The organism is uncultured Microbacterium sp. (assembly GCF_963528945.1).
GTDB lineage: Bacteria > Actinomycetota > Actinomycetes > Actinomycetales > Microbacteriaceae > Microbacterium.
The window spans coordinates 1-25,973 of record NZ_CAURWX010000005.1 but is presented as its reverse complement, the minus strand read 5'-3'; the positions used below and the strand labels follow the sequence as shown (position 1 = coordinate 25,973).

The window sequence follows — 25,973 nt, the reverse complement described above, 5'->3', positions numbered from 1 at the left end:
GCGTGTCCGTCGGCGCAGCACCACAACCCCATCCATCCACCGCAGATCGACCGATCTGCAGAAGCGTCAGCGAGGCTATGGCTAAGAAAGACGGTGTCATCGAGATCGAGGGCGTGATCTCCGAGGCTCTCCCCAACGCGATGTTCCGCGTTGAGCTCAGCAACGGACACAAGGTCCTGGCAACGATCTCGGGCAAGATGCGGCAGAACTACATCCGCATCATCCCCGAGGACCGCGTGGTCGTGGAGCTCAGCCCCTACGACCTGACCCGCGGCCGCATCGTCTACCGCTACCGCTGATCGGTCGAGAAGTAACGGCCTGCCCCTCGGGGCGGTACGAAGACAGCGAACAGGAAGCATCATGAAGGTCAACCCCAGCGTCAAGCCCATCTGCGATCACTGCAAGGTGATCCGCCGTCACGGCCGCGTCATGGTGATCTGCAAGAGCAACCCGCGTCACAAGCAGCGCCAGGGCTGATCGCCCCCGCTGCGTGAGCTGGTCTCTCGCAATCGACAACTGAACACACAACGGCAGGATCAGATCCCCCGTCGGGAGACCGGCGGGGAGGACACCTCGGGGCGGAGGCCCGGGCACCGATCCTGTTCCACACCTCCATCACACCCAGGAGAACCGCATGGCACGTCTTGCCGGCGTTGACATCCCGCGCGACAAGCGCGTGGTGATCGCCCTTACCTACATCTACGGCGTCGGCCGTACCCGCTCGGTCGAGATCCTCAAGGCGACCGAGATCGACGAGAGCATCCGCGTGAAGGACCTCAGCGACGAGCAGCTCGTCGCCCTCCGCGACTACATCGAAGGCAACTACAAGGTGGAGGGTGACCTGCGCCGCGAGGTCGCCGCAGACATCCGCCGCAAGGTCGAGATCGGCTCCTACGAGGGCATCCGCCACCGTCGTGGCCTCCCGGTCCGTGGTCAGCGCACCAAGACCAACGCCCGTACCCGCAAGGGCCCGAAGCGCACCGTCGCCGGCAAGAAGAAGGCCCGCTAAGCGCGGCCCCAGGGACTAGGAGAACACTTTCATGGCTGCACCCAAGGCCGCCGCGCGCAAGCCGCGCCGCAAGGAGAAGAAGAACATCGCGCTGGGCCAGGCCCACATCAAGTCGACGTTCAACAACACGATCGTTTCGATCACCGACCCGTCCGGCGCGGTCATCGCCTGGGCATCGTCGGGTGGCGTGGGCTTCAAGGGCTCGCGCAAGTCGACCCCGTACGCCGCGGGCATGGCTGCCGAGTCGGCAGCCCGCCAGGCTGCGGAGCACGGCGTCAAGAAGGTCGACGTCCTCGTGAAGGGTCCGGGCTCCGGCCGCGAGACCGCGATCCGCTCGCTCCAGGCCGCTGGCCTCGAGGTCGGCTCGATTCAGGACGTCACCCCGCAGGCGCACAACGGATGCCGCCCGCCGAAGCGCCGCCGCGTCTGATCCGGCTCGCGAGCCGTTCGACTCGCCGCTCTCCCGGAGCGCGGCGGTCGGGCGGCTCGCACGCCCGCTCGCGGGCATCGACTTCCACAACTCAAGACCTCACCCACCACATGTCATATAGCGGTCATGTGATCGAAAGGAACACAGAGTGCTGATTGCACAGCGTCCCACACTCACCGAGGAAAAGATCGTCGAGAACCGGAGCCGGTTCATCATCGAGCCTCTGGAGCCCGGCTTCGGATACACGATCGGCAACGCGCTGCGCCGCAGCCTGCTGTCGTCGATCCCCGGCGCGGCTGTCACGAGCGTCCGCATCGACGGCGTGCTGCACGAGTTCAGCACCATCCCCGGCGTGAAGGAGGATGTCACCGAGATCATCCTCAACATCAAGCAGCTCGTGGTCTCGTCGGAGCGCGACGAGCCCATCACGGCGTACCTCCGCAAGACCGGTGCCGGTGAAGTGACCGCCGCCGACATCTCGGCTCCGGCCGGTGTCGAGGTGCACAACCCCGAGCTCGTGATCGCGACCCTCAACGACACCGCCAAGTTCGAGCTCGAGCTCATCATCGAGCGCGGCCGCGGCTACGTGTCGGCGACGCAGAACCGCAACGAGTACGCCGAGGCGGGCCAGATCCCGATCGACTCGATCTACTCGCCGGTGCTCAAGGTCAGCTACCGCGTCGACGCGACCCGTGCCGGGGAGCGCACCGACTTCGACAAGCTCGTCCTCGACGTCGAGACCAAGTCGGCGATCAGCCCCCGCGACGCCGTCGCGTCGGCCGCCAAGACGCTCACCGAGCTGTTCGGTCTCGCCCGCGAGCTGAACGTCGAGGCCGAGGGCATCGAGATCGGCCCCGCGCCGGTCGAGGCCGTGAACTCGAGCGAGCTGTCCATGCCGATCGAGGACCTCGATCTGTCGGTCCGCTCGTACAACTGCCTGAAGCGCGAGGGCATCAACACCGTTTCGGAGCTCGTCGCCCTCTCGGAGACGCAGCTCATGAACATCCGCAATTTCGGCCAGAAGTCGGTCGACGAGGTGCGCGACAAGCTCATCTCGCTCGGTCTGTCGCTCAAGGATTCGGTGCCCGGTTTCGACGGCGCCCACTTCTACGGCGGCAGCGAAGACGAGTCCTTCTGATACCCGACCCTTTCTGACCAGGAGTTAGACGATTATGCCCAAGCCCACCAAGGGTCCCCGCCTCGGAGGCGGCCCCGCCCACGAGCGCCTGCTGCTTGCCAACCTCGCCGCTGCGCTGTTCGCCCACAAGTCGATCAAGACGACCGAGACGAAGGCCAAGCGCCTGCGTCCGCTCGCCGAGCGCCTGATCACCTTCGCCAAGCGCGGCGACCTGCACGCGCGTCGTCGCGTGCTCTCGGTCATCGGTGACAAGGACGTCGTTCACACGCTGTTCGCCGAGATCGCACCGCTCGTCGCCGACCGCCAGGGTGGCTACACCCGCATCACCAAGGTCGGCAACCGCAAGGGCGACAACGCGCCGATGGCCGTGATCGAGCTCGTGCTCGAGCCCGTCACCCCCAAGGCGAAGTCGACGAAGAAGGCTGCGGCCCCCGCGGCCGAGAAGCCCGTCGAGGAGAAGCCGGCCGAGGAGGCTCCCGTCGAGGAGACCACCGAGGCTCCGGCCGACGAGACCACCGAGGCTCCGGCCGAGGAGGCTCCCGCCGCCGAGGAGAAGTCCGAGTAATCACTCGTTCGAGAAGAAGGCCCGTCACCGTTCCGGTGGCGGGCCTTCGTCGTACCCGGGGGCGGGTGGGGTGCGGGCGACGGATGCCTCCGCTCCGCGCCGCGGGAACGACGCGCGTCCACACCGGGAGTAGGCTCGGACGGTGCGCCCGTCGCCCGGGCGCGCGGAAGGGATGCTCGTGGGAGACGCGGCGATCACATCGTTCCGAGGCCCGCGGGCATACACCTCGTTCGTCGCGATCGGCCTGCTCGCCGGTCTGCTGTCCGGTCTCTTCGGCGTGGGCGGGGGCACGGTCATCGTGCCGCTGCTCGTGCTGCTGTTGCACTTCGATCAGCGCCTGGCCGCCGGCACTTCTCTCGCCGCCATCGTGCCGACCTCGGCGGTCGGTGTCGTGTCGTACGCGGCCAGCGGCTCGGTGGCGTGGATCCCGGCGATCATCCTCGCTGCGGGCGCCGTGGTGGGTGCGCAGATCGGCACGCGGCTGCTGCCGCGCATCTCTCAGACCGCCCTGCGGTGGGGGTTCGTCGGTTTTCTGCTCGTGGTCATCGTGACGCTCTTCCTCGTCATCCCGTCGCGCGACGCCGTCTTCGAACTGTCGTGGGGATCGGGCATCGCGCTCGTGGCCGTCGGCGTGGGCACGGGCATCCTCGCCGGGCTGATCGGCGTCGGCGGCGGCGTGATCGTGGTTCCGGTGCTCATGCTCGCGTTCGGAACCAGCGACCTCGTCGCCAAGGGCACGTCGCTCCTCATGATGATCCCGACGGCGTTGTCGGGAACGGTCGGCAACCTGCGTCACCGCAACGTCGATCTGCTCGCCGCCGCGGTGATCGGCCTCTCGGCCTGCACCACCACGGCGCTCGGCGCGTGGATCGCGACCCTCATCGATCCGCGCCTCGGCAGCATCCTGTTCGCGGCGTACCTCGTGGTGATCGCGGTGCAGATGGCGCTCAAGGCGATCCGCGGGCGCCGCACGGCCTGACCCGCGACCAGCGCCGTCCGGTCAGCGCTCGTGACCGTGGGCGGATGCCGGAGCGGCGGCGATCGCCGACACGTCCAGGCCCCGACGCCTTTGATCCGGCCGCCGAGGACTCGCGCGTCGGAGGCCCTCGGTAGGATCGAAGGGTGGCAGTGAACACAGAACTGGTCGGCCGGGAGTTCCCGCCGACGCCCCCGTACCTCGTCGGTCGCGAGAAGGTGCGCGAGTTCGCGCGCGCGGTCTTCGCCGATGCTCCGCAGCACACCGACGTCGAGGCGGCTCGCGCGGCCGGGTTCGACGACGTTGTGGCTCCGCCGACCTTCGCGATGGTCGTGCAGGACCTCACCCTGCAGCAGCTGCTCTCGGAGCCCGACTCCGGCATCGTGCTCGCACGCACGATCCACGCCGAGCAGCGATTCGCCTACACGCGGCCGATCGTGGCCGGCGACGAGCTGACGGGGCGGCTGCGGGTCACGGGCATCCGCATGATGGCCGGCAACGCCATGATCACGAGCGAGGCCGAGATCACCGACGGCTCGGGCACGCATGTCGTGACCGCCACCAGCGTGCTGCTGGTCGGAGAGGGGGAGTGATGGCCTACTCGGTCGGAGACGTGATCGCCGAGCGCAGCGTGCACCTCACGCGCGAGTCGCTCGTGCGCTATGCCGGAGCATCCGGCGACTTCAACCCCATCCACTACCGTGACGACGTCGCGGCGGCGGTGGGTCTGCCCGGCGTGCTCGCCCACGGCATGCTCACCATGGGCATCGCTTCGTCGGTCGTGGTCGCCGCGCTCGACCCGCAGACGCGCATCGTCGACTACGGGGTGCGCTTCACGAAGCCCGTGGTCGTCGACCCCGAGAACGGAGCCGACGTGCATGTCGTCGCGACGGTCGGGGCCGTCGACGACGCCTCGACGCGCATCGACCTCAAGGTCACGACCGGCGACACGACCGTGCTCGTCAAAGCGCAGCTGCGCATCGCCTCCTGATGGTCGCGCCCCTGCAAGAGGTCGCCCCGCTCCGCCTGGCAGCTCTCACCACCCTCGCCACCGGCGGTGCTCCGGAGCGGATGCTCGAGGCGCGCACGACCGAGGCGGTCATCGAGGCGCTCCGCGACACGTGGCGCCGCGGTGACGAGTGGATGGTGCTCGGCGGCGGGTCCAACCTCTTCGCCGGCGACGAGGGTTTCGAGGGCACCGTGGTGCGCGTGCTCACGGAGGGCATCGACGAACTGCCGTCGCCGCACCCCGGTCGCATCCGACTGCGGGTGCAGGCGGGGCACGGGTGGGACGATCTCGTCGCCTATGCCGTCGCGCACGGGTACGCGGGTCTCGAGGCCATGAGCGGCATCCCGGGGACCGTGGGCGCGGCGCCCGTGCAGAACATCGGCGCGTACGGCCAGGAGATCCAAGAGACGCTCGTCGAGGTCGAACTCATCGACGAGGCCGACGGCGAGGTGCGGATCGTGCCGGCCGCCGAGCTCGGCCTGGGCTTCCGCACCTCGGTCTTCAAGCACCACTACGGCAGCGAGCCGCAGCGGCGCGCGGTGATCCTCTCGATCACGGTCGACCTGCTCGTCGCGAGCGAACGCGTTGTGCGCGGCGAGCAGCTGCGCCGCGCGCTCACTCTCGGAGACGACGCGCCCGTGCCGCTCACCTGGGTGCGCGAGCGCATCCTCGAGACGCGCGCCTCGAAAGGCATGCTGTGGAACGAGACGGATGCCGACACGCACGGCGTCGGCTCGTTCTTCCAGAACGCCATCGTGACCGAGGCCGTCGCCCGCGCGCTCCCCGCCGAGTGCCCGCGCTGGCCGGTCACGCCCGACCTGGATGCCCTCACGGTCATCCCGCTCGAGTCGTATGGCGGAGTGCTTCCGGTACCTCGGCGCGAGCAGGCCGACGTGAAGGTCAGCGCCGCCTGGCTCATCGAGCACGCCGGCATCGGTAAAGGTTTCCACCTGCCCCGTTCTCGGGCATCGGTGTCGACCAAGCACGCCCTCTCGCTGACCAACCGGGGCGGGGCGACCGCGGCTGAGGTCGCCGAGCTCGCCCGCTTCATCCAGAACCGGGTGCACAGCGAGTTCGGGCTCGTGCTGCAGCCCGAGCCCGTGCTCGTCGGCGTCGAGCTCTAGGTACGCGCGTGCTGGACTGGCTCCTCGCGGAGTGGACGCAGGTGCTCGGCTTCGCGACGGGCGCCGCGTGCGTGCTGCTCGCGGGCCTGCGCAACGTCTGGACGTATCCGATCGGCATCGCGAACAACGTCGTGCTGTTCCTCGTGTTCCTCGGCGCCGGCCTGTACGCCGCCGCCGGACTGCAGGTGGTGTACCTCGCGTTCGGCGTGCACGGGTGGTGGCGATGGACCCGCAAGATCGAGCAGAGTCCGACGTACATCGGCCGTACGCCGCGTTCCGCCTGGCCGCTGCTCGCCGTCGCGGGGCTGGGCGGGGCAGCGGTGCTGCTGTGGCTGCTGACGAGTTTCACCGACTCGCAGGTCGCGGTGGTCGATGCGCTCACGACCGCCGTGAGCCTCGTCGCCCAGTACATGCTCAACCGCAAGTGGATCGAGAACTGGTTCGTGTGGATCGGCGTCGACGTGGTCTTCGTCGGGCTCTCGATCGCCGCGGGGCTGTGGATCATCGCGGCGCTCTACGCGCTGTTCATCGGGCTCTGCATCTTCGGATACGGGTCGTGGCGACGCGTGGCCCGCGACGAGAGCATCGAGCGCGCGAGTGCGGTGGCGGCGTGATGGCGTCTTCGCGGGAGGCGGAGTGACGGCCCCGCTCCTCATGCCCGAGCGCCGCGGGCACGGCCTCGTGCTCGGCAAGTTCTATCCCTTCCACAGCGGGCATTCGCACCTCATCCGCGAGGCGGAGCGGCGCAGTGAGCGCCTGACGGTGCAGGTGCTCGGAGCATCCGTCGAGTCCATACCTCTGCAGACGCGTGCCGACTGGATCCGCGAGTCGCACCCCGGCGCCCGGGTGGTCGCCGCGATGGACGACGCGCCCGTCGACTTCCACTCGGATGCCGCGTGGGCCGAGCACCTCGCGATCATCGAGTCGCTGCTCGACGAGCCCGTCGACACCGTCTTCTCGTGCGACGACTACGGCGGGGAACTCGCGAGGCGGCTCGGTGCGCAGTGGGTGCGCATCGACGAGGGGCGGCGCATCAACCCCGTTTCGGGCACGGCGATCCGCGCCGACCCCGCGGCGTACTGGCACGAGCTGGCGCCGGCGGTGCGCGCCGATCTCTCGGCGCGCGTCGTGGTGCTCGGCGCCGAGTCGACCGGGTCGACGACGCTGGCCGAGGCGCTCGCCGTGAACCTGGGCACGTTGTGGGTGCCGGAGTACGGCCGCGAGCACTCCGAGACGCGCGACGGCGGGCTCGACGCCCCCTGGCGCAGCGACGAGTTCGATCTCATCGTCGATCGGCAGATCGCCCTCGAGCAGCGCGCGCTCCGCCAGGTGCCGACGCCGGTGCTGGTGTGCGACACCGACGTGCTCGCGACGTCGCTCTGGCACGAGCGGTACGTGGGCACTCCCGGGGAGCGCCTGCAGCGCGCGGCGGCCGCGCACCGTCCTCTGCTCTACGTGCTGACCGGCGATGAGATCCCCTTCGTGCAGGACGGGATGCGTGACGGCGAGCACATCCGCCACGACATGCAGCAGCGATTCCGCGACGTCCTCGCCGCGCAGCCCGTGCCGTGGATCGAGGTGCGCGGCGACGTGCCCGCTCGCGTCGAGGCCGCGGCATCCGCCCTCGCGCCGCTCCTGCGTGCCCACCTGCGGTTCGCGGAACCCCTCGAAGGGCGGTCGATCGACGAGCAGCGCGCCCTGCAGCGTGCGGCCGCCGAGGCAGCCGGCATCGACGGGTCGGCCGATGGGGCATCCGGCGGCGCTGTCGGCGCCCGCCTCTAGGATGAGGGCATGTCCGATCGCTGGAGCCGCGTGTCGGCATCGCCCACCAACCCCGGCACCGAGCACGGCATCGCCCCGCTGACCGCCGACGACCTGTTCCGGGCCGCGCCCGCCGCGCAGACACCGCTCGACGAGAAGCTCCGACAGGCCTACTACTGGATCGTCAACCGGGCCGTCATCTCGCCCTACTACGACATCGAGTTCTCGCACGGCGAGCCCCTGTCGATCGGCCTCGGCGACGCCGACGCCCGCATCTCGCTGCCCACGCAGGCGTCGTTCTCGTCGAACGTCCTGCTGCCGTTGCTCACGTTCGCGGTCGGCGGCAAGTGCCTTCTGATCGGGGGCCCCGGTCGCGGCAAGACGACCGTCGCCGTGCTCATGGGCGTCCTGGCCGGCACCACGGCCGACGACGTGCGACGAGGAGTGCAGCAGGGGCAGCCGCAGCTGACGGTGAGCGACCTCGTCGGCATCCCCCTGCCCCGCGACCTCGTCGAGGCGGAGCGGCTCAGCGACATCCGCATCGCGTGGCGCGACTGGCTCGCGCTGCCGGTGAAGATCATCGACGAGTACAACCGCATCCCCACCAAGACGCAGTCGGCTCTGCTCACGATGGTGGCCGAGGGGTACGTCGAGAGCCACGACCAGATGCGCCGCACCGCCCCGGAGTCGGGCGTCGAGAGCTGGTTCTTCACGGCGAACGACGACGCGGGCGGCGGCACGTTCCCGGTGATCCAGGCGCTGCGCGACCGGATGGACGTGACGGTGCAGGCCGCCGGGTTCAACAGCCGGTTCCTCGACGAGCTCATCACGCGGGTCGAGGCGGGCGAGAAGCCCGAGGAGCACGTGCCGACCGAACTGCGGTTCGACGCCGACGAACAGCACCGCATGCGAGCGGCGGTCCGCGCCGTGCCCATCCCCGACGGCGTGCGCCGACGGCTGCGGTTCTTCCTCAGCCACTTCGAGTTCGTGCAGCACGGCGGCCGGCGTTTCGAGTACCGCACGAAAGACGTGGTGACCACGGCCGGCGGCCGGGTGGGCGAGGTGATCGACGCCAACAGCGGAGCCGATCTCGAGGTCGACCTCGGCGCGCAGACCCGCAACGGTCTCTCGGTGCGGGCCCTGCAGACGCTCGTGCTGTACGCGAAAGCCATCTCGTGGTTCCGTGGGGCGGAGGCCGTGGAGCTCAGCGATGTCGCGGCCGTGCTGCCGTTCGTGCTCCGGGGCAAGCTGCGGCCGAACGACACGCACCCGCGCTTCGACGTGGGTGCCGAACGCGAGCTCGCGACCGACACGGTCAGCTGGCTCGGCGACCTGTTCGCCGAGTCGTGCCGTCAGTACGACATGCTCGGGCGGGATGCGGCCGACCCCGTGGCGACGCTCCTCGCCGAGCTCGACCGGGGCCTGGAGGGTGTCGCCCCGCTGGAGGTCTCGCGCCGCATCACCGCGGTCGAGACCGAGCTGCGCCGCATCGCGGGTGTCGGCAAGCTGTACGGTCGCGACTTCGACGACGTCATCGCGCTGAAGTATCTGCACCAGCGCTACACCGCCTACGCGCGCTGGCAGGAGACCCGGGGGTGATCCGCCGACCGGTGCAGCTGGCCCACGCGCGGTTGCCCCTCGCCCCCGCGCCGCCGCCGGATCTGGCGGGGGTGGGTCTCGACCTCGCCCTCGCGGCGCAGAACGTGGAGCGCGCGCACGGAGACGCCGACGTCTTCCGCCGGGCGCTCGCGGCGGGCACGGGGGTGGCGCCCGACACGGTGCTCGACCGCGACCGGACCCTCGACCTCGTGGCGGTCGCCGCCTGGCGGGCCGGGGCCCTCGCCCTGCGAGACGACGCGCTCGCGCGTCTCGCCGATGCGGACGACCCGACGCATCGACGCGCCCTCGCGGCGACGCTCGGTCTCGGGGTCGACGTGCTCGATGCCTTCGTGCGGCGCCAGCGCGCGGATCGGTTCTGGTGGCCCGGCCGCGCGGACGACCGCGGGTACGTGTTGGCCGCGGGCGGGTTCCGGGGCTTCGGGGGCGCGTGGATACGTCCGCCCGAACGTGCGGTGCGGCTCGCGGATGCCGGGGCGTTCGCGTTCCTCGTGGCGGGGGAGTGGTGGCGCCTCGACGCGGACGTGTGGGGGGCGCGGCTCGCGGCATCCGATGAGCCGGATGCGGTCGCGCCCGCCGTGCTCGTCGACGACGGCGTGAGCGTCGTGATCGGCGCCGACACTCACCTCGCGTGGGTGCACGTGCGCGAGGCGGCGTGAGCGCGCCACCCCCGCCTCCCCCGGCGGGGCAGGGGGAGCCCGACCGGGCGGATGCGCCCTCCGTGCCGATGACAGAAGCGGTGCGCGCCACCTGGGACAGGGCGCTCGCGCTGTGGGGGGTGCGTCTCGACGATCCGAAGGTGCGTCCGGGCGCCGCCGCCGCACACGGTGCGCCCGCGTGGTTCGCGTTCCCGCCCTCGGTCACCATCGACCCCCGGTACCTCGCGGAACGCGGGCTCGACGGCGAGCTCTGGACGATGCTCGCCCACGAGGTGGGCCATCACGTGCTCGCTCCGAGCACCCGTATCGACGCGCTCAAGATCCGTCACCAGATGGCGCGGGCGCTCGCCGGGGTGTCCGCGCTCGCCCCGCGGGGCCCAGACATCGGCATGCTCGCGAACCTGTGGAGCGACCTCCTGGTGAACACGCGTCTCGCGCAGCTGCAGCGCGCGGAGAAGCGCGCGGTGGCGAGCGATGCCGAGACCGCCGAGCCCGGCATCGTGCGGCTCGGCCGGGCGCTCTACCCGCAGCCAGATGGCCGCGACCGCCTGTGGTGGGTGTACTGCCGCGCCTACGAGATCCTGTGGCGGCTGCCGGCCGGCACCCTCTGCCCGCCCGAGCCCCCGGCGGCGCCGCGCATCGCCGCATCCGACGCGTCGCTTCCGCCCTTGGAGAGCATCCCCGAGCGCCACCGCGAGAAGGAGCGCATCCTGCGCGAGCGCCAGGCCGAGAGCGCGCGCATCGCGGCCGAGCTCGCCGGGGCGCGCGCCACGAACCCTCTCGTCGATGCGGCGCTCGTCGCCGAGACCGTGCGGGGCTTCGCGACCGACCCGGTGTCGGGTGCCGTGCGCTTCGGCGTGATCGCGGCACCGTACATCGCCGAGCGCATCGACGCGGGCGCGGCCCGGCCTGCCGCCGGGGGTGCAGGATGCGCGGCCGACGACGACGGTCCCTCCGGCGACGAACTCGGGCGGATGCTCGCCGACCGCCGACTGCGTGGCGACCTTCCCGCGCACCCCGGGTCACGCGGTGAGGTCGAGCCGGCGGTCGATCCGTCCGGCGGCGCGACCGGCGGCGGTCAGCGCCTCGACGTCGCCCGCACGCTCGCGCTCTACGACGACCTCGACGAGCAGACCGTGCTCGCGGCCTGGTACCGCAACGAGGCGGCCGCCTGGGTGCGTCCGTACACGCGCCGCGCCCCGGACCGGCCCTCCGGCGGCATCCCCGGGCCGCTCGAACTGTGGGAGACCGGCGATCCGCTCGGCGACATCGACTGGGCCGCCACGCTGCGCGGCGGCCCGGTGATCCCCGGGATCACCACCCGGCGGCGCTCCGAGCTCGACGACGAGCCGGCCATGAGCGAGACGAGCCTCGAGGTCGACCTGTACATCGACTCGTCCGGCTCGATGCGGCATCCGCGTCGGGAATCGCCCGCGGTGCTGGCGGGCACCATCCTCGCCCTCTCGGTGCTGCGCGGTGGCGGGCGACTGCGTGTGGTCAGCTTCGCCAGCGCCGGGCAGGTGGCGGGTATGGAGCGCTTCAGTCGCGACGCGAACGAGATCATCGCGTCGATCTCGTTCTTCTTCGGGGGCGGCACCTCGTTCCCCCTCGACCTGTTTCACGACAGGTACGCCGCGCTCCCGCCGGCCACGCCCGAGCAGCAGCGCCACGTGGTGGTGCTCTCCGACGACGGCCTGGTGTCGATGTTCGGCGTCGGCAACGAGCCGTATGCGGGCGTCGCGCGCGCCGTGAGGACGAAGCTGACCACGGGTACGCTCGTGCTCATGGACCCCCGCCACCACGTCGCCGAGCTCGCCGCCCGCGACGGATACGACGTGGTGTACCTCGACAGCATGGACGACGCCCCCGCCGCGTGCGCCGCGCTCGCCGGGAGGCTCCGTGGCTGAGGGGGACGGGCGCCACGATCGCATACCGACCGAGGATCTGCTGGCCGCCTGGTCGGAGCGGTCGGGTGGGGAGCAGGAGGCGTGGTCGCGCGTGCGACCCGGTCCGTCGCTCGATGACGTCGCCAGTCGCCTGTCGAGCGTGCCGCACACCTTCCTCGACGAGCGGGTCTCGCTGACGGCCCTCGCCGGCGACGTGCTCGGCAACGGACTCGGGTGCCTCGCGTTCGAGCGCGACCCGCGGGTGCGCCGCGGCGGCGCGATCGGCCTGTGGCTCATCGCGAGCGAAGACCTCGTCGAACCCTTCGCTCCCTCGCTGCGTCACGGCACCGCCGGTCTCGCGGTCGACGCTCTGGCACTGCGCCTCGCGCCCGTGGCCGACCCCTCGGGGTGGGTCGCCGACGACGAGCGCCGTATCGAGGCGGCACGCACCTTCCTGCTCTGGGCCGGCTACCTGCCCGCGGGCGAAGACCCGCACACCGCGGCCTCGCTGCTGGCGGCCGTCGACTCGTTGGCCCGCGACCGTGCCCTCGCCGAGGCGTACGAGGGGCACCGGCACCGTGCCGACATCGCGCGCAAGCTGCAGGAGGCGCGTCGGCGCGAGGCGGCGGCCCGGTACTCGAGTGAGTGACCCGACGGCGGGTGCGCCGAGGCCCGGCTACCCCGACCCGACACCGAGCGCGGGCATCCGTCCGGGTGCGGGCGCGGGGACGGCCACGGACATGGACCCGGATGCCGTCGGCCCGCTCGTGCTCGCCGAGTACGCGCCCGGCGCCTCGGCGGTGCTCACGGATGCCGAACGCTGGCCCACCCTCGACGCGCAGGGGGCGGCGCGGCTGGAGCGGTGGCGGAAGCATCCGGATGCCCCCTCGTGGACCCACGCGACCGGCGACCGGCTGACCGCGGCGCAGGTGGAGCGCGTGCGCCAGCCGCTGCCGACGGAGGGGTGGCTCGACGCGCACCTCGCGCAGGCCCGGCGCACCCTGCGGTATCGCGGCATGCCCGCCGACGCTCCGCTCGACGCCTACCCGACGACCCGGCGCCGCGACCTCGTGGCCGACCTCGGCGCCCACGTGCCGCTCGACGCCGACCTCGAGCGCATGCTGCACGGCACGAGCTCCGGGTCGACCGGCGCCGCTCTCCTCATCCCCGACGACGTCGAAGAGGTCGCGCGCGGCTTCCATCTGCTCCTCGCGCTCGCCGCCGAGGCCGGCGCGGTGGTGCGCCCCGAGGGGGAGCGGATGGCGGTGACGAACCTCGTCTTCCAGCAGCAGGCGTTCACCTACGTCTCGGTGATCAGCAGCTTCCGGCACCGAGCGATGGCGCGGCTCAACCTGCATCCGTCGTCCTGGGCGGATGCCGCCGCGCGCCGCCGCTTCCTCGCGGATGCCGACCCGCACCTGCTCAGCGGGCACCCCACCAGCCTCGCCGAACTCGTCGACGCCGGTCTCGACGAGGTGCTGCACCCCGACGCGATCTTCTCGGGCGCCATGGCGCTCGCCGCGCCCCTGCGCGCCCGGCTGGAAGACGCGTTCGGCTGCCCCGTCATCGACGTGTACGGCCTGCACGAGACGCGGCCGATCGCGGCGCGCACGGCCGACGGGCCGTTCCGCGTGCTCGATCGACGCGTGCACGTCGAGGTGCTGCACGCCGATCGTGACGAGCCGGTGGACCCGGGGGAGATCGGCGAGATCACGGTCACCGCGGGCGAGAACCCCCTGCTGCCGCTCGTGCGGTACCGCACGCGTGACTTCGGGCGCCTCGTCACCCTCGACGACGGTGGCGTCGGCATCGCCGACCTCGAGGGCCGCGAGAACACCCGGTTCCGGGCGGGCGACGGCTCGCTCGTGGCATCGGTCGACCTCACGCAGCACCTGCAGGCGCACGGCGCCGAGGGGTGGGCGGTCGAGCAGCGGGCCGACGGATCGGTGCACGCGCGAATCGCAGGCGGCGATGCGGATGCGGTCGACCGTGCGTTGCGCGCGCTGCTGCAGGTGCCCGTCTCGGTCGAACGGGTGCCCCGCGTGATCGACCTCGGCGACGGCAAACCCCGGCGGTACCGCAGCGCGGTCGACGAGCCCGCCGGTGGGGTGGGGGCGGTCGATGTCCCCGCCGGTGGGGCGGGCGCGGTCCTGGGCCCTGCCGACGCGGGCGAACGCGGCGGTACACTCGCCGGATGACGGCCCCCACCCCGTACCTCCTCTTCCCCGGCACCGCCGCCGACGCCCTCGCGCACTATCGCGACGTGTTCGGGGGCGAGCTGCAGACGTTCGACTACCGCACCATGGGGCGGCACGACGGTCCGGGCGACGCCATCGCCCACGGTGAGCCCACGGGCGCCGTCTCGCTCTCCGGAGCGGATGCCGGAGCCGACGACGACGCCGTGCAGATGAACGGGATGTTCCTGTCGCTGCTCGGGGCGGCCGACGCCGAAACCCTCACCGGGTGGTTCGACGCGCTCGCCGCGGAAGGGCGGGTGATCTCGCCACTCGAGACCCGACCGTGGGGCGACGTCGACGGGACGCTCGTCGACCACTACGGCATCCGCTGGCTGATCGGGTACCACCCCGAGTGAGCGGGCTCGCGGGCTCGCGGGCTCGCGGGCTGCGCGACGAAGCCCCCGCCGCCGATCAGGCGGGCGGGGGCTTCGATGCGGTCCGTCGGGGCCGATGCTCAGGAGGTGAACAGGCGCTGCAGGCGCTGCACACCCTCGAGCAGCGCGTCGTCGCCGAGCGCGTACGACAGGCGCAGGTAGCCGCTCGGGCCGAACGCCTCGCCCGGCACCACGGCCACCTCGGCTTGGTCGAGGATCAGGTCGGCGAGCTCGAGCGACGTCGTCGGCGTGACGCCGCCCCAGGTGCGACCGAGCAGGCCCTGCACATCGGGGTACACGTAGAACGCGCCGAGCGGGTTCGGCACGACCATGCCGTCGATCTTCGACAGTTCCGACACGATGAGCCGGCGGCGACGGTCGAACGCCTCGCGCATCTGCTCGGCCTCGGTCTGCGGGCCGTTGAGCGCCGCGATCGCGGCCTTCTGGGCGACGTTGTTCACGTTGCTCGTGAGGTGCGACTGCAGGTTCGCGGCGATCTTGATGGCGTCGGCGGGGCCGACCATCCAGCCCACCCGCCACCCGGTCATGGCGTAGGTCTTGGCGACGCCGTTGACGAGGATGGTCTGGTTCGCGACCTCGGGCACCGCCTGCACGATCGAGGTGGCTTCTGCACCCTCGTACGTGAGGTTCTGGTAGATCTCGTCGCTGATGATCCAGATGCCGTGCTCGAGAGCCCACTCGGCGATCGCCGTGGTCTCGGCGGCGGTGTAGACCGAACCGGTGGGGTTCGACGGCGACACGAACACGAGCGCCGTGGTGCGTGGCGTGCGCGCGGCCTCCAGCTGCTCGACGGTGACCTTGTAGTCCTGGTCGGCGCCGGCGAAGACCTCGACCGGGGTGCCGTCGGCGAGACGGATCGCCTCGGGGTACGTGGTCCAGTACGGCGCGGGCAGCAGCACCTCGTCACCCGGGTTCACCACGGCCTGGAACGCCTGGTACACCGACTGCTTGCCGCCGTTCGTCACGAGCACCTGGCTCGGAGCGACCTCGAGGCCCGAGTCGCGCAGGGTCTTCGCGGCGATCGCCTCGCGCAGGCCGGGCAGTCCGGCGGCGGGCGTGTAACGGTAGCTCGCCGGATCGGCGAGGGCCTCGGATGCCGCGTCGACGATGAACTGCGGCGTCGCGAAGTCGGGCTCGCCGGCGGCATACGAGATGACGGGCTTGCCCTCGGCCTTCAGCGCCTTGGCCTTCGCGTCGACCTTGAGGGTCGCGGACTCGGCGATCGCGGACAGTTTGCGGGAGAGAGGTGCGCGTTCGGTCACGACTACGAGCGTACTCGGGCGCACCGCCTCGTGCCCGGTCTGCGGCCCGACAAGAAGCCCGGTTCTTTCCGCCCCGCGCGGGTGGCGCATGGGCAGGATGCGTGAGGGGTCAGAACATGCCGCGTTGGAGGGTGTTCGAGCGGCCTATCGTGACCCCTCGCGCGAGGGGGCGCGCCGCGCGTGCGGCGCGGGTCAGAGGTTGTGGGCGCGGGCGACGGCGTCGAGCGTGATGCGGCCGGCCTGCACGTTCAGACCCTTCGCGAGTGCGGGGTCGGCGGATGCCGCGGCCTCCCAGCCCTTTCCGGCGATCGCCGAGACGTAGGGGAGGGTCGCGTTCGTGAGCGCCCGCGTGGCGGTCTCGGGCACGGCACCGGGCATGTTCGCGACGCAGTAGTAGATCGAGTCGTGCACCCCGAACGTGGGGTCGTCGTGGGTGGTGGGGCGCGAGCCCTCGAAGCATCCGCCCTGGTCGATCGCGATGTCGACCAGCACCGACCCGGCCTTCATGCCGGCGACCATGTCGTCGGTGACGAGCTTCGGCGCGGCAGCGCCCGGGATGAGCACCGAGCCGATGACGAGGTCGGCGGTCGCCAACTCCTCGGCGATGTCGTACCGGCTGGATGCTCGGGTCTCGAGCGCGCCGCCGTAGCGGTGCTCCAACTCGCGCAGGCGCGGCAGGGAGATGTCGAAGACGGTGACCTTCGATCCGAGCCCGAGGGCATTCGCGGCGGCATGCTCGCCCGCGACGCCGCCGCCGATCACGACGGTCTTCGCGCGCGGCGTGCCCGCGATGCCGCCGAGCAGCAGTCCGCGCCCGCCGTTCGAACGCAGCAGGTGGTACGACCCGACGGTCACCGAGAGGCGGCCGGCGATCTCGCTCATCGGAACCAGCAGCGGGAGGCTGCGGTCGGGCAGCTGCACGGTCTCGTAGGCGACGGCGGTGGTGCCGGCGGCGACGAGCGCCTCAGTCAGGGGCCGGTCGGCCGCAAGGTGCAGGTAGGTGAAGAGGGTGAGGTCGTCGCGCAGGAAACCGTACTCCTGGGCAACCGGCTCCTTGACCTTGATCACGAGGTCGGCGTCGTCCCAGGCGTCGGCGGCGGAATCGACGATCTCGGCGCCGACCGCGCGGTAGGCGTCGTCGTCGATGCGGGAGCCGAGCCCGGCCCCCGACTGCACGAGCACCCGATGCCCCTCGTGCACGAGCCGATCGGCGCCGGCGGGCGTCAGGGAGACGCGGTTCTCGTTGTTCTTGACCTCGGTCGGCACGCCGATCTTCATCGATTCTCCTGGGCTCAGTCGGGCAGGTGCACATCAGGATCGCAGAAGTATCGGTTCATCGACAGATTCAGCGAAGAAGATTCGGATGAGCGGGGCATCCTGAATAATCGTTCGCATGGAGACGTCTGCGCACGCGGAAGAACCGAACAGCCTTCGGGCCCCCGCGCTCGATCCGATCGATCGACGCATCGTCGCGGCGCTCAGTCGCGATGGGCGCATGACCAACGCCGAGCTCGCGGCCACCCTCGGTGTCGCGCCGTCGACCGCCCACACCCGCCTCAAATCGCTGATCGAACGGGGAGTGATCACCGGGTTCCACGCGAGCGTCGACGAGCGGATGCTGGGGGCCGGACTCCAGGCGATCATCGGTGTGACCCTGCGACCGAGCGGACGACGCGAGAGCATCGTCGAGTTCGCCGACCGCGTGCGGGCGCTGCCGCAGGTGATCCAGGTGTTCTTCCTCGGCGGCGACGACGACTTCCTGCTGCACATCGCCGTGTCGGACTCGTCGGAGATGCGCGAGTTCGTGCTCGAGCACCTCTCGGCGCAGAGCAGTGTCGCCTCGACCCGCACGAGCATCGTGTTCGACTACCACCGCAACTCGGTCGCCGCGTCGTTCACCTGACGCCCGCCCTTCCCCAGCATCTACTGCTCCCGTCGCATTTTCTGTCGCTTCGGGGGCACCGCAGCGACAGAAATTGCGACGGGAGTGGGAAGAGGAGGGAGGGAGGGGAAGGGGTCAGGCGCCGAAGGAGCCGGGGAGTGCGCAGTAGTCGGCGAAGCGGCGCGTCGGATGCGACGGGTCGTCGAGCTGCACGAGAGCGGATGCCGCGGTGTGCGGCTTCTCGTCGCCCGCGAGCTGCCAGACCGAGTAGTTCCACAGGCCGCGGGCGCCGGCGTCGAGCAGCGACGCGGGGCCCGAGACGACGAGCACGCGGTCGCCGGATCCGGCGCGGAACGGGGTGATCACGTCGGCGCGGAGCGCCTGCTCGTCGCCGTCCGCCGTGTGCGCCCGCTCCACCGTCTGACCGGCGGCTTCGAGCGCCGCGGCCAGGTCGTCCGCCGCGAGACGGGAGCGCTCGGCATCCGCCCCGGCGACCCCGACGAGACGCCCGCCCGACGGGTACAGGTGCAGAATCTCGGTCGCGATATCGCTCCACGTCTCAGCCATGCCCCCAGGCTACGCCCGCTCCCGGGCACCCGGGCCGCCCCTCCCGCCGCCCGCCCCGCCCGCTCCCGTCGCACTTTCTGTCGCCCGATTCGCCGGGAAGCGACAGAAAGTGCGACGGGAGCGGAGAGGTAGAGGAGGAAGCGACAGAAAGTGCGACGGGAGCGGAGATTGGCGGGAGGGACGTGCCTCAGTCGAGGTGGCGGGCGTAGGCGCCGAGGGTGAGGAACGCCGGGAACTCCTCGCGCAGCGACACCTCGCGGAAGATCTCGGCCGCGTCGTCGAAGCGGTCACCCTCGGTGCGCGGCACCTCGGCCAGCACGTCGGCGATGAGCCCCTCGACGTACTCCACGGTGATCGGCGTGCCGTCTTCGACGGTCCGGTCCTGGTGGATCCACTGCCACACCTGCGACCGGCTGATCTCGGCGGTCGCGGCATCCTCCATCAATCCGTCGATCGCGACGGCGCCGAGCCCGCGCAGCCATGCTTCGAGGTAGCGGATCGCGACCGACACGTTGTCGCGCACTCCGCGGGCGGTGATCGGGCTGCCGATGTGCAGGTCGAGCAGGTCGGATGCCGTGACCCGCACGTCGTCGCGTCGTCGATCGACCTGGTTCGGGCGGTCGCCGAGCACCGCGTCGAACTCCGCTTGCGCGGTCGCGATGAGGTCGGGGTGCGCCACCCAGGTGCCGTCGAATCCGTCTCCGGCCTCGCGCTTCTTGTCGGCGGCGACCTTGTCGATCGCGCGCTGCGTCGCCTCGGGATCGCGCCGGTTCGGGATGAAGGCGCTCATGCCGCCGATCGCGAAGGCGCCGCGCTTGTGGCAGGTCTGCACGAGCAGCTCGGTGTACGCCCGCATGAAGGGCACCGTCATGGTGACCTCGCTGCGGTCGGGGAGCACGAAGCGCGCGCCGCGGCCTCGGTAGTTCTTGATGATCGAGAAGATGTAGTCCCAGCGTCCCGCGTTGAGCCCCGCGCAGTGGTCGCGCAGCTCGTACAGGATCTCGTCCATCTCGAAGGCGGCGGGCAGAGTCTCGATCAGCACGGTCGCGCGGATGGCGCCGTGGGGGATGCCGACGTACGCCTCACTGAAGGTGAAGACGTCGTCCCACAGCTTCGCCTCCTCACTCGACTCCAGCTTCGCCAGGTAGAAGTACGGGCCGCGGCCGGCGTCGATGAGCGCCTGCGCGTTGTGCAGGAAGTACAGGCCGAAGTCGACGAGCGAGCCGGATGCCGCGGTCGATCGACCGGCCCGATCGGTGAACGTCAGGTGCTTCTCCGGAAGGTGCCAGCCGCGGGGGCGCATCACGATCGTGGGGGTGCGTTCGGCCGTGACGCGGTACTCCTTGCCCGGGCCGCCGTCGGTGGCCGGCCCGGTGAACGTCAGCTCGCCGCGGATCGCGTCGCGCAACGAGAGCTGCCCCTCGATGACGTTGCGCCAGGTCGGGCTCGTCGCGTCTTCCTGATCGGCGAGCCACACCCGCGCCCCGGAGTTCAGGGCGTTGATGGTCATCTTCGGGTCGGTCGGACCGGTGATCTCGACGCGGCGGTCTTCGAGTCCGGGGCCGGCCCCGGCGACTCGCCAGGTGTCGTCCGCTCGGATGTGCGCGGTGTCGTCGCGGAACCGCGGGTCGTGGCCGTTGCCGATCTCGAACCGTCGGCGCATGCGGTCGGCCAGCCGGTCGTGCCGACGCGAGGCGAACCGGTGGTGCAGCTCGGACAGGAAGGCGATCGCGGCGGGGGTGAGGATCTCGTCGTAGCGGTCGTGCAGCGGACCGGCGCCTTCGATCGTCGGGCCCTGCTGTGTCGGGCCCTGCTGCGTCGGGCCCTGCTGCGTCGGGCCCTGCTGGGTCGGGGTGGGGGTCGTGAGAGTCATGAGCGTCATTTCCTTCGAGGCGGAGGGTCAGTGGAACTGCGCGGTCTCGGTGGAACCGGCGAGGGCGAGCGTGGCGCTGTCGGGGTTGAGCGCGGTCGAGATGACGTCGAAGTAGCCGGTGCCCGCCTCGCGCTGGTGCTTGGTGGCGGTGTACCCATGGGCCTCGGCGGCGAACTCGGCCTCCTGCAGCTCGACGTACGCGCTCATGGCGCGTTCGGCGTAGCCGCGGGCGAGGTCGAACATCGAGTGGTTCAGGGCGTGGAACCCGGCCAGGGTGATGAACTGGAACCGGTAGCCGAGCTCGGCCAGCTCCTGCTGGAACGTCGCGATCTCGGCATCCGAGAGGTGGCGCTTCCAGTTGAAGCTGGGGGAGCAGTTGTAGGCGAGCATCTTGCCGGGGAACTCGGCGTGGATCGCCGCGGCGAACGCGCGGGCGAGCTCGATGTCGGGCTCCCCGGTCTCGACCCAGAGCAGGTCGGCGTACGGCGCGAAGGCGAGGCCGCGGCTGATGACCGACTCGATGCCGGGGGTCACCCGGTAGAACCCTTCCGGGGTGCGCTCGCCGGTGGTGAACGCCCGGTCGCGCTCGTCGACATCACTGGTGAGCAGGTCGGCGGCGAGGGCATCCGTCCGGGCGATGATCACGGTCGGTACGCCCGCGACATCGGCCGCGAGGCGGGCGGCGTTGAGCGTGCGGATGTGCTGCTGCGTGGGCACGAGCACCTTGCCGCCGAGGTGGCCGCACTTCTTCTCGCTCGCGAGCTGATCCTCCCAGTGGATCGCGGCGGCACCCGACTGGATGAGCGACTGCGCCAGCTCGTAGGCGTTGAGCGGGCCGCCGAATCCGGCCTCGGCGTCGGCGACGATCGGGGCGAGCCAGTCGCGGCTGACCTCGCCTTCGGCGTGCTCGAGCTGGTCCTGCCGCAGCAGCGCGTTGTTGATGCGCCGCACGACCGCGGGCACCGAGTTCGCCGGGTAGAGCGACTGATCGGGGTAGGTCTGGCCGGCGAGGTTGCCGTCGGCCGCGACCTGCCAGCCCGACAGGTAGATCGCCTTCAGGCCGCCGCGCACCTGCTGCACGGCCTGCCCGCCGGTGTAGGCACCGAGCGCCCGCACGTAGTCCTCGGTGTGCAGCAGGTTCCAGAGGTTCTCGGCCCCTCGGCGGGCGAGCGTGGACTCCTCCCGCACCGAGCCGCGGATGCGGATGACGTCGTCGGCGGTGTAGGTGCGCTCGACGCCGTCCCAGCGGGGATCGGTGTCCCAGATCTCCTGGAGCTCGGCGGCGGTCTCGACCTGGTCGCCGGCGCGGAGGCCGGCGGGGCGGGGTGCGTGCGTCGTCATGGTGTCTCCTTCGGTCGTCCCGGCGGCGGTGCCGGGGTGGCGTGTCCTCCACTGTGGGTGAAGATCGGCTGCTCCACCGTGCGGTTTCCGAGAGAAGTTCGGGCGAACTTCTGTTTTCATGACAGAATCACCCGCATGAGCCTCGACGTCGACGCAGAAGAGACCGACGCCCTCACGATCGGGCGGCGCATCCGACGGCTGCGCACCGCCCGCGGCATGACCCTCGACGACCTCGCCGCCGCGATCGGCCGCGCACCCAGCCAGGTGTCGATGATCGAGACCGGCAAGCGCGAGCCGAAGCTCACCCAGCTGCAGACCATCGCCCGCGCCCTCGGTGTCGCCCTCGACGCCCTCCTCGAGGGGGAACCGCTCGACGAGCGCAGCAGCCTCGAGGTCGCGCTGGAACGCGCGATGAAGGGGCAGACCTTCCAGGCGCTCGGCATCGAGCCGTTCCGCATCGCGAAGTCGGTGCCGACGGATGCGCTGAAAGCCCTGCTCGCCCTGCACGGCGAGATCGATCGGCTCCGCGACGAACGCGCCGCGACCCCCGAGGAGGCGCGTCGCGCGAACGTCGCGCTGCGCCACCTCATGCGCCGGCAGGACAACCACTTCGCCGAGCTCGAGCAGAAGGCCGCCGAGATCCTGGCGGCGGTCGGGCATCCGGGCGGTCCGCTCACCCAGCGCACGGCATCCGAGATCGCGGCGTACCTCGGGTTCACGTTGCACTACGCGCCCGACCTGCCCCAGACCACTCGCAGCGTCGCCGACCTCGCCCACGGTCGCCTCTACCTGTCGAGCAGTGTGCCGGCCAAGGGCGACGCGCGCACCCCGGTGCTGCAGGCGCTGTCGAGCCGCATCCTCGGGCATGCGGAGCCCCGCAGCTACGCCGAGTTCCTGCGGCAGCGGGTCGAGACGAATTACCTCACCGGGGCACTGCTCATCCCTGAGGCGCATGTCGTACCCGCGCTCCGCGATGCCAAAGCGCGGCGCGCGATCTCGATCGAGGATCTGCGCGACGCCTACTCGGTGTCTTACGAGACCGCCGCGCATCGGTTCACGAACCTCGCGACCCGGCACCTCGACATCCCCGTGCACTTCTTGAAGGTGCACGAATCGGGCACGATCACCAAGGCCTATGAGAACGACGACGTGAACTTCCCCGCCGACCGCCTCGGGGCGATCGAGGGGCAGATGTGCTGCCGGCGGTGGACGAGCCGGGTGGTGTTCGACGAAGACGACCGCTTCAACCCCTACTACCAGTACACCGACACCGGGAACGGCACCTACTGGTGCACGGCGCGCGTCGAGGCGTCGAGCGAGGGGCTGCACTCGGTGAGCGTGGGTGTGCGCTTCGACGACACGAAGTGGTTCGTGGGCCGCGACACCCCGCACCGCGGCGTCTCGAAGCACTCGGTCGAGGTCTGCTGCCGCCGCGCTCCGGCCGACCTCGAGGAGCGCTGGCGCGAGCACTCCTGGCCGAACGTGAAGACCCCGCGCACCCTGCTCGCCACGCTGCCCACCGGGTCGTTCCCCGGCGTCGACACGACCGACGTGTACGAGTTCCTCGAGGCGCACGCCCCCGACTGAGCATCCCGCGCTGCCCGCTCCCGTCGCACGAGTGGTCGCTCGGGGGCGCCGCCAGCCGTTCCAGTCGCGCGAGTGGTCGTTCTGAGGCCGTATTCCGACCGTTCGTGCGACGGGAACGGTGGGGCGCGTGTGGAGCGCGAGGTCAGGCGGCGTTCCAGCGCAGGCGCGGGACGGCGGTGAACTCGGCCAGCGGAGCGGATGCCTCGGCGACGGGGAACATCGTCACGAGCAGTGGTGCGGCCCCGGGGTGCGGGGCGACCGCGTACGCGAGCGCTGCGGGGCCCGAGGCTGCGGTCAGCGTCGCGCGGGTCTCGCGGCCGTCGATCACGGCGGTCACGGTCGTCGCGGTTGCGCTCGCGGCGGGACCGAAGAGCAGCGCGGACGCGGCTTCCGACGCGCGCGCGAGCAGAGTCGGTCCATCGCGCCACGGGTGGAAGGCATCCGCCACCCGCCCCAGCTGCGCGGCGAGCGAGCCGTCGAGCCACCGGTCGCGCTTCAAGCCGTACCGCGTCTCCGCGAGCGAGAGCAGATAGCCGTAGCAGTGCAGGAGTCCGGCGTTGCCGACGGGCCAGGCGGCGTCGATACCGGCGCGCTCATGCAGCTCGTCGAAGAGCGCGCGCGTGATCACGGCCGCCCCGGTGTTCTCGTCGACGACCGTCGAGCGGCCCCACCGGGCGAATCGCCCGGACGCCCGATCATCGGCGAGAGAGGCGTCGAGCCAGGGGAGAGCGTCGAGGGCCGCGCGAGCATCCGCGGCCCTGCCTGTCTCCGCCCGCCGCGCGGCGCGGGTGAGGTCATCGAGTGTGGACACGGCGCTCACCATACGACAGCAACGTGGACGGAGTGTTCACGCTCCGTTCACGCCCTCGGGACCCGGCGTCCACCCTGACTCCCCACCATGGACGGAGCGTCCCCACAGAAAGAACCCCGTGACCTCTCTCCTCCTCTTCGACTTCGACGGCACAATCGCCCTCGGCGACGGCCCCGTGCTCGCCTATGCGCACCAGGTCGCCGACCGGCTCGCCGACGGTGACGGCTTCGTCGACAGCATCCGCACCCTGCTCGACACCGCCGACGGCGATTCGCTCGACGGCTACGACGCCGTGCGCCGTGCGGCCGAGGCCCGCGGCGCCGACGCCGCCCTGCTCAGCGCCGCCTACCTCGCCAGCCGTTCCCTCCTCGCGACGGCGGATGCGCCCATCACTGCCCCTGCGGGCCTCGCCGCCTTCCTCGCCGGCCCGGGTGCCGCCGCCGACCGCGTGCTCGTCACGAACGCGCCGGCGATCCGCATCCCCGAGGCCCTCGACGCCCTCGGCCTCGCCGGGCTCTTCGACCGCATCGTCACCGACGCTCGCAAGCCCGCCGGTCTCGAAGCCGTGCTCGACGATCTGCCCGCGGAGACCCGCGTGCTGAGCATCGGCGACATCTGGCACAACGATCTGGCCCCCGCTCACACCCGCGGCCACGCGACGGCGCTCATCGGTGGATTCGACGACCCCCGGGCGACCCCCACGTACCGGGCCGCCGCGTTCGCCGACCTCGTGCCCGATCTCGAGGCCTGGCTGCACGGCCCGGGCGCCCACGACTCCCACGACTCCCTCCTCTCCCACACACCCACCCCCATCGAAGGATGACCATGCGCACCACCCCCTTCCGCCGCTCCGCCGCCGGCTTCGTCGCCGCCGGCGCCCTGCTGACCGTCGCGCTCGCCGGATGCTCGTCGAGCACCGCCGCGCCCGAGGGTTCGGCCGCCCCCGCCGAAGACCCGGACTCGATCGTGCTGGCCCTCGTGCCCTCGCAGGACCAGGACGGCCTCGTCGAGACCGCCGCCCCGCTCACCGACTACCTCACCGAGGAGCTCGGCATCGAGGTCACCGGCGTCGTCTCGAAGGACTACCAGGCCGCCGTCGAGGCCATGGGTGCCGGACAGGCGCAGATCGGCTTCCTGCCGTCGCTGCAGCTGTGGCAGGCGAACGACATGTACGACGCCTCGGTCGTGCTGCAGACCGAGCGCAACGGCAACATCACCTACCCCGCGCAGTTCATGACGAACAACCCCGACAAGTACTGCGACGACGAGCCGGTCGAGCGCGACGGGATGCTGTTCTGCAACGGCGCCGACGCCATGACGGGACCCGCCGGTCTCGACAGCATCGACAAGGTCAAGGGCGCGAAGGTCGCTCTGCTCGGTCCGGGGTCGCCCGCGGGCTACATCTACCCGGTGCTCGCGCTGCAGGAGGCGGGACTCGACACGGATGCCGACATCGAGCAGATTCCCGTGACGGCGAACGACGCCTCGGTGCTGGCCGTGTACAACGGCGACGCCGAGGTCGGCTTCAGCTTCTGGGACGCCCGCACGATCGTGAAGAAGGACACCCCGGACGTCGGGCAGAAGGTCGTCGTGTTCGCGATGACCGAGGAGATCCCGAACGACGGCGTCGCGGTGTCGAAGGACCTCTCGCCCGAGCTGCAGGAGCGCATCACGAAGGCGCTGGAGGACTTCTCGAACACCGAGGAGGGCTCCGAGATCCTCACCAGCATCTACTCCATCACCAAGCTCGCCCCGGCCGACCCCGACTCGCTCGACGTCGTGGCCCGCGCCGCCCAGGCCCTGGGGCTGCAGTAAGTTGTCCGACCAGATCCAGCACGTGGACG

The 25,973-nt window shown here is 71.1% G+C and carries 28 protein-coding genes; 22 read left to right on the top strand and 6 right to left on the bottom strand.

Going from position 1 to position 25,973, the window contains the following annotated elements:
- Positions 1–77: 77 nt before the first annotated feature.
- The 18 genes from infA to RWS82_RS14595 all read left to right on the top strand — a co-directional run bounded on the left by infA (position 78) and on the right by RWS82_RS14595 (position 14,767).
- On the top strand, positions 78–299 hold the full coding sequence (infA, locus tag RWS82_RS14680; protein ID WP_017201569.1) for a translation initiation factor IF-1: 222 nt from the start codon (positions 78–80) through the stop codon (positions 297–299).
- A gap of 61 nt (positions 300–360) precedes the next feature.
- Positions 361–477: a 50S ribosomal protein L36 gene (gene rpmJ, locus RWS82_RS14675; protein WP_005050492.1), complete on the top strand. Its 117-nt coding sequence runs from the start codon at positions 361–363 to the stop codon at positions 475–477.
- 157 nt (positions 478–634) lie between these two features.
- A complete protein-coding gene (rpsM, locus tag RWS82_RS14670; RefSeq protein ID WP_243229806.1) occupies positions 635–1,009 on the top strand; it encodes a 30S ribosomal protein S13 in 375 nt (124 codons plus the stop codon).
- Between the two features lie 31 nt (positions 1,010–1,040).
- Entirely contained in the window at positions 1,041–1,439 is a 399-nt protein-coding gene (rpsK, locus tag RWS82_RS14665; RefSeq protein WP_017829189.1) for a 30S ribosomal protein S11, read from the top strand.
- A gap of 148 nt (positions 1,440–1,587) precedes the next feature.
- The gene (locus RWS82_RS14660) at positions 1,588–2,577 is read left to right on the top strand and encodes a DNA-directed RNA polymerase subunit alpha (protein ID WP_314098106.1); all 990 of its coding nucleotides are present in this window, start codon (positions 1,588–1,590) and stop codon (positions 2,575–2,577) included.
- A gap of 34 nt (positions 2,578–2,611) precedes the next feature.
- The gene (gene rplQ, locus RWS82_RS14655) at positions 2,612–3,142 is read left to right on the top strand and encodes a 50S ribosomal protein L17 (RefSeq protein ID WP_314651623.1); all 531 of its coding nucleotides are present in this window, start codon (positions 2,612–2,614) and stop codon (positions 3,140–3,142) included.
- 172 nt (positions 3,143–3,314) lie between these two features.
- Positions 3,315–4,121, top strand: a complete 807-nt coding sequence (locus RWS82_RS14650) for a sulfite exporter TauE/SafE family protein (protein ID WP_314651795.1) — start codon at positions 3,315–3,317, stop codon at positions 4,119–4,121.
- 143 nt (positions 4,122–4,264) lie between these two features.
- Positions 4,265–4,711, top strand: a complete 447-nt coding sequence (locus RWS82_RS14645; protein WP_314651621.1) for a MaoC family dehydratase N-terminal domain-containing protein — start codon at positions 4,265–4,267, stop codon at positions 4,709–4,711.
- Positions 4,711–5,109 (top strand): MaoC/PaaZ C-terminal domain-containing protein, encoded by a 399-nt coding sequence (locus RWS82_RS14640; protein ID WP_314651619.1) that lies wholly within the window; start codon positions 4,711–4,713, stop codon positions 5,107–5,109. The genes RWS82_RS14645 and RWS82_RS14640 overlap by 1 nt, the downstream gene beginning before the upstream one ends.
- Entirely contained in the window at positions 5,109–6,251 is a 1,143-nt protein-coding gene (locus tag RWS82_RS14635; protein WP_400190102.1) for a UDP-N-acetylmuramate dehydrogenase, read from the top strand. Before RWS82_RS14640 ends, RWS82_RS14635 begins: the two co-directional genes overlap by 1 nt.
- A gap of 8 nt (positions 6,252–6,259) precedes the next feature.
- Positions 6,260–6,865: a nicotinamide riboside transporter PnuC gene (gene pnuC, locus RWS82_RS14630; protein ID WP_314651616.1), complete on the top strand. Its 606-nt coding sequence runs from the start codon at positions 6,260–6,262 to the stop codon at positions 6,863–6,865.
- A 22-nt stretch (positions 6,866–6,887) separates the two neighbouring features.
- Positions 6,888–8,033, top strand: a complete 1,146-nt coding sequence (locus RWS82_RS14625) for an AAA family ATPase (protein WP_314651613.1) — start codon at positions 6,888–6,890, stop codon at positions 8,031–8,033.
- 9 nt (positions 8,034–8,042) lie between these two features.
- On the top strand, positions 8,043–9,611 hold the full coding sequence (locus tag RWS82_RS14620; RefSeq protein ID WP_314651609.1) for an AAA family ATPase: 1,569 nt from the start codon (positions 8,043–8,045) through the stop codon (positions 9,609–9,611).
- Complete coding sequence (locus RWS82_RS14615; protein WP_314651606.1) at positions 9,608–10,288, top strand: potassium transporter Kef; 681 nt, start codon at positions 9,608–9,610, stop codon at positions 10,286–10,288. The genes RWS82_RS14620 and RWS82_RS14615 overlap by 4 nt, the downstream gene beginning before the upstream one ends.
- A gap of 68 nt (positions 10,289–10,356) precedes the next feature.
- The gene (locus RWS82_RS14610; RefSeq protein WP_314651791.1) at positions 10,357–12,195 is read left to right on the top strand and encodes a VWA domain-containing protein; all 1,839 of its coding nucleotides are present in this window, start codon (positions 10,357–10,359) and stop codon (positions 12,193–12,195) included.
- The gene (locus RWS82_RS14605) at positions 12,188–12,823 is read left to right on the top strand and encodes a phosphohydrolase (protein WP_314651603.1); all 636 of its coding nucleotides are present in this window, start codon (positions 12,188–12,190) and stop codon (positions 12,821–12,823) included. The genes RWS82_RS14610 and RWS82_RS14605 overlap by 8 nt, the downstream gene beginning before the upstream one ends.
- A complete protein-coding gene (locus RWS82_RS14600; protein ID WP_314651601.1) occupies positions 12,816–14,372 on the top strand; it encodes an AMP-binding protein in 1,557 nt (518 codons plus the stop codon). Before RWS82_RS14605 ends, RWS82_RS14600 begins: the two co-directional genes overlap by 8 nt.
- Entirely contained in the window at positions 14,369–14,767 is a 399-nt protein-coding gene (locus RWS82_RS14595) for a VOC family protein (protein WP_314651598.1), read from the top strand. Before RWS82_RS14600 ends, RWS82_RS14595 begins: the two co-directional genes overlap by 4 nt.
- Positions 14,768–14,865: 98 nt before the next feature.
- Here RWS82_RS14595 and RWS82_RS14590 read toward each other — a convergent pair whose 3' ends face one another.
- Both RWS82_RS14590 and ald read right to left on the bottom strand, forming a co-directional pair.
- Positions 14,866–16,068 carry a pyridoxal phosphate-dependent aminotransferase gene (locus tag RWS82_RS14590; protein WP_314651596.1) on the bottom strand — a complete coding sequence of 401 codons (1,203 nt, stop codon included), beginning with the start codon at positions 16,066–16,068 and terminating at the stop codon, positions 14,866–14,868.
- Positions 16,069–16,260: 192 nt separating this feature from the next.
- Complete coding sequence (gene ald, locus RWS82_RS14585; protein ID WP_314651593.1) at positions 16,261–17,346, bottom strand: alanine dehydrogenase; 1,086 nt, start codon at positions 17,344–17,346, stop codon at positions 16,261–16,263.
- Positions 17,347–17,461: 115 nt separating this feature from the next.
- Between ald and RWS82_RS14580 the strand changes: the two genes are divergently transcribed.
- A complete protein-coding gene (locus RWS82_RS14580; RefSeq protein ID WP_314651590.1) occupies positions 17,462–17,971 on the top strand; it encodes an Lrp/AsnC family transcriptional regulator in 510 nt (169 codons plus the stop codon).
- Positions 17,972–18,085: 114 nt separating this feature from the next.
- Here RWS82_RS14580 and RWS82_RS14575 read toward each other — a convergent pair whose 3' ends face one another.
- The 3 genes from RWS82_RS14575 to aceA all read right to left on the bottom strand — a co-directional run bounded on the left by RWS82_RS14575 (position 18,086) and on the right by aceA (position 21,731).
- Positions 18,086–18,517 (bottom strand): hypothetical protein, encoded by a 432-nt coding sequence (locus RWS82_RS14575; RefSeq protein ID WP_314651585.1) that lies wholly within the window; start codon positions 18,515–18,517, stop codon positions 18,086–18,088.
- A gap of 187 nt (positions 18,518–18,704) precedes the next feature.
- Positions 18,705–20,390 (bottom strand): malate synthase A, encoded by a 1,686-nt coding sequence (aceB, locus tag RWS82_RS14570; RefSeq protein WP_400190101.1) that lies wholly within the window; start codon positions 20,388–20,390, stop codon positions 18,705–18,707.
- 27 nt (positions 20,391–20,417) lie between these two features.
- Positions 20,418–21,731, bottom strand: a complete 1,314-nt coding sequence (aceA, locus tag RWS82_RS14565; RefSeq protein ID WP_314651580.1) for an isocitrate lyase — start codon at positions 21,729–21,731, stop codon at positions 20,418–20,420.
- A gap of 135 nt (positions 21,732–21,866) precedes the next feature.
- Between aceA and RWS82_RS14560 the strand changes: the two genes are divergently transcribed.
- On the top strand, positions 21,867–23,318 hold the full coding sequence (locus RWS82_RS14560) for a helix-turn-helix domain-containing protein (RefSeq protein ID WP_314651577.1): 1,452 nt from the start codon (positions 21,867–21,869) through the stop codon (positions 23,316–23,318).
- A gap of 142 nt (positions 23,319–23,460) precedes the next feature.
- On the opposite strand, the gene RWS82_RS14555 is transcribed toward RWS82_RS14560, so the two are convergent.
- Complete coding sequence (locus tag RWS82_RS14555; protein ID WP_314651575.1) at positions 23,461–24,129, bottom strand: amino acid deaminase; 669 nt, start codon at positions 24,127–24,129, stop codon at positions 23,461–23,463.
- Positions 24,130–24,247: 118 nt separating this feature from the next.
- Between RWS82_RS14555 and RWS82_RS14550 the strand changes: the two genes are divergently transcribed.
- Positions 24,248–24,952, top strand: a complete 705-nt coding sequence (locus RWS82_RS14550) for an HAD family hydrolase (RefSeq protein ID WP_314651572.1) — start codon at positions 24,248–24,250, stop codon at positions 24,950–24,952.
- Positions 24,953–24,954: 2 nt separating this feature from the next.
- Positions 24,955–25,944, top strand: coding sequence for a phosphate/phosphite/phosphonate ABC transporter substrate-binding protein (locus RWS82_RS14545; protein WP_314651569.1), 990 nt, complete (start codon positions 24,955–24,957; stop codon positions 25,942–25,944).
- Positions 25,945–25,973: the final 29 nt, after the last annotated feature.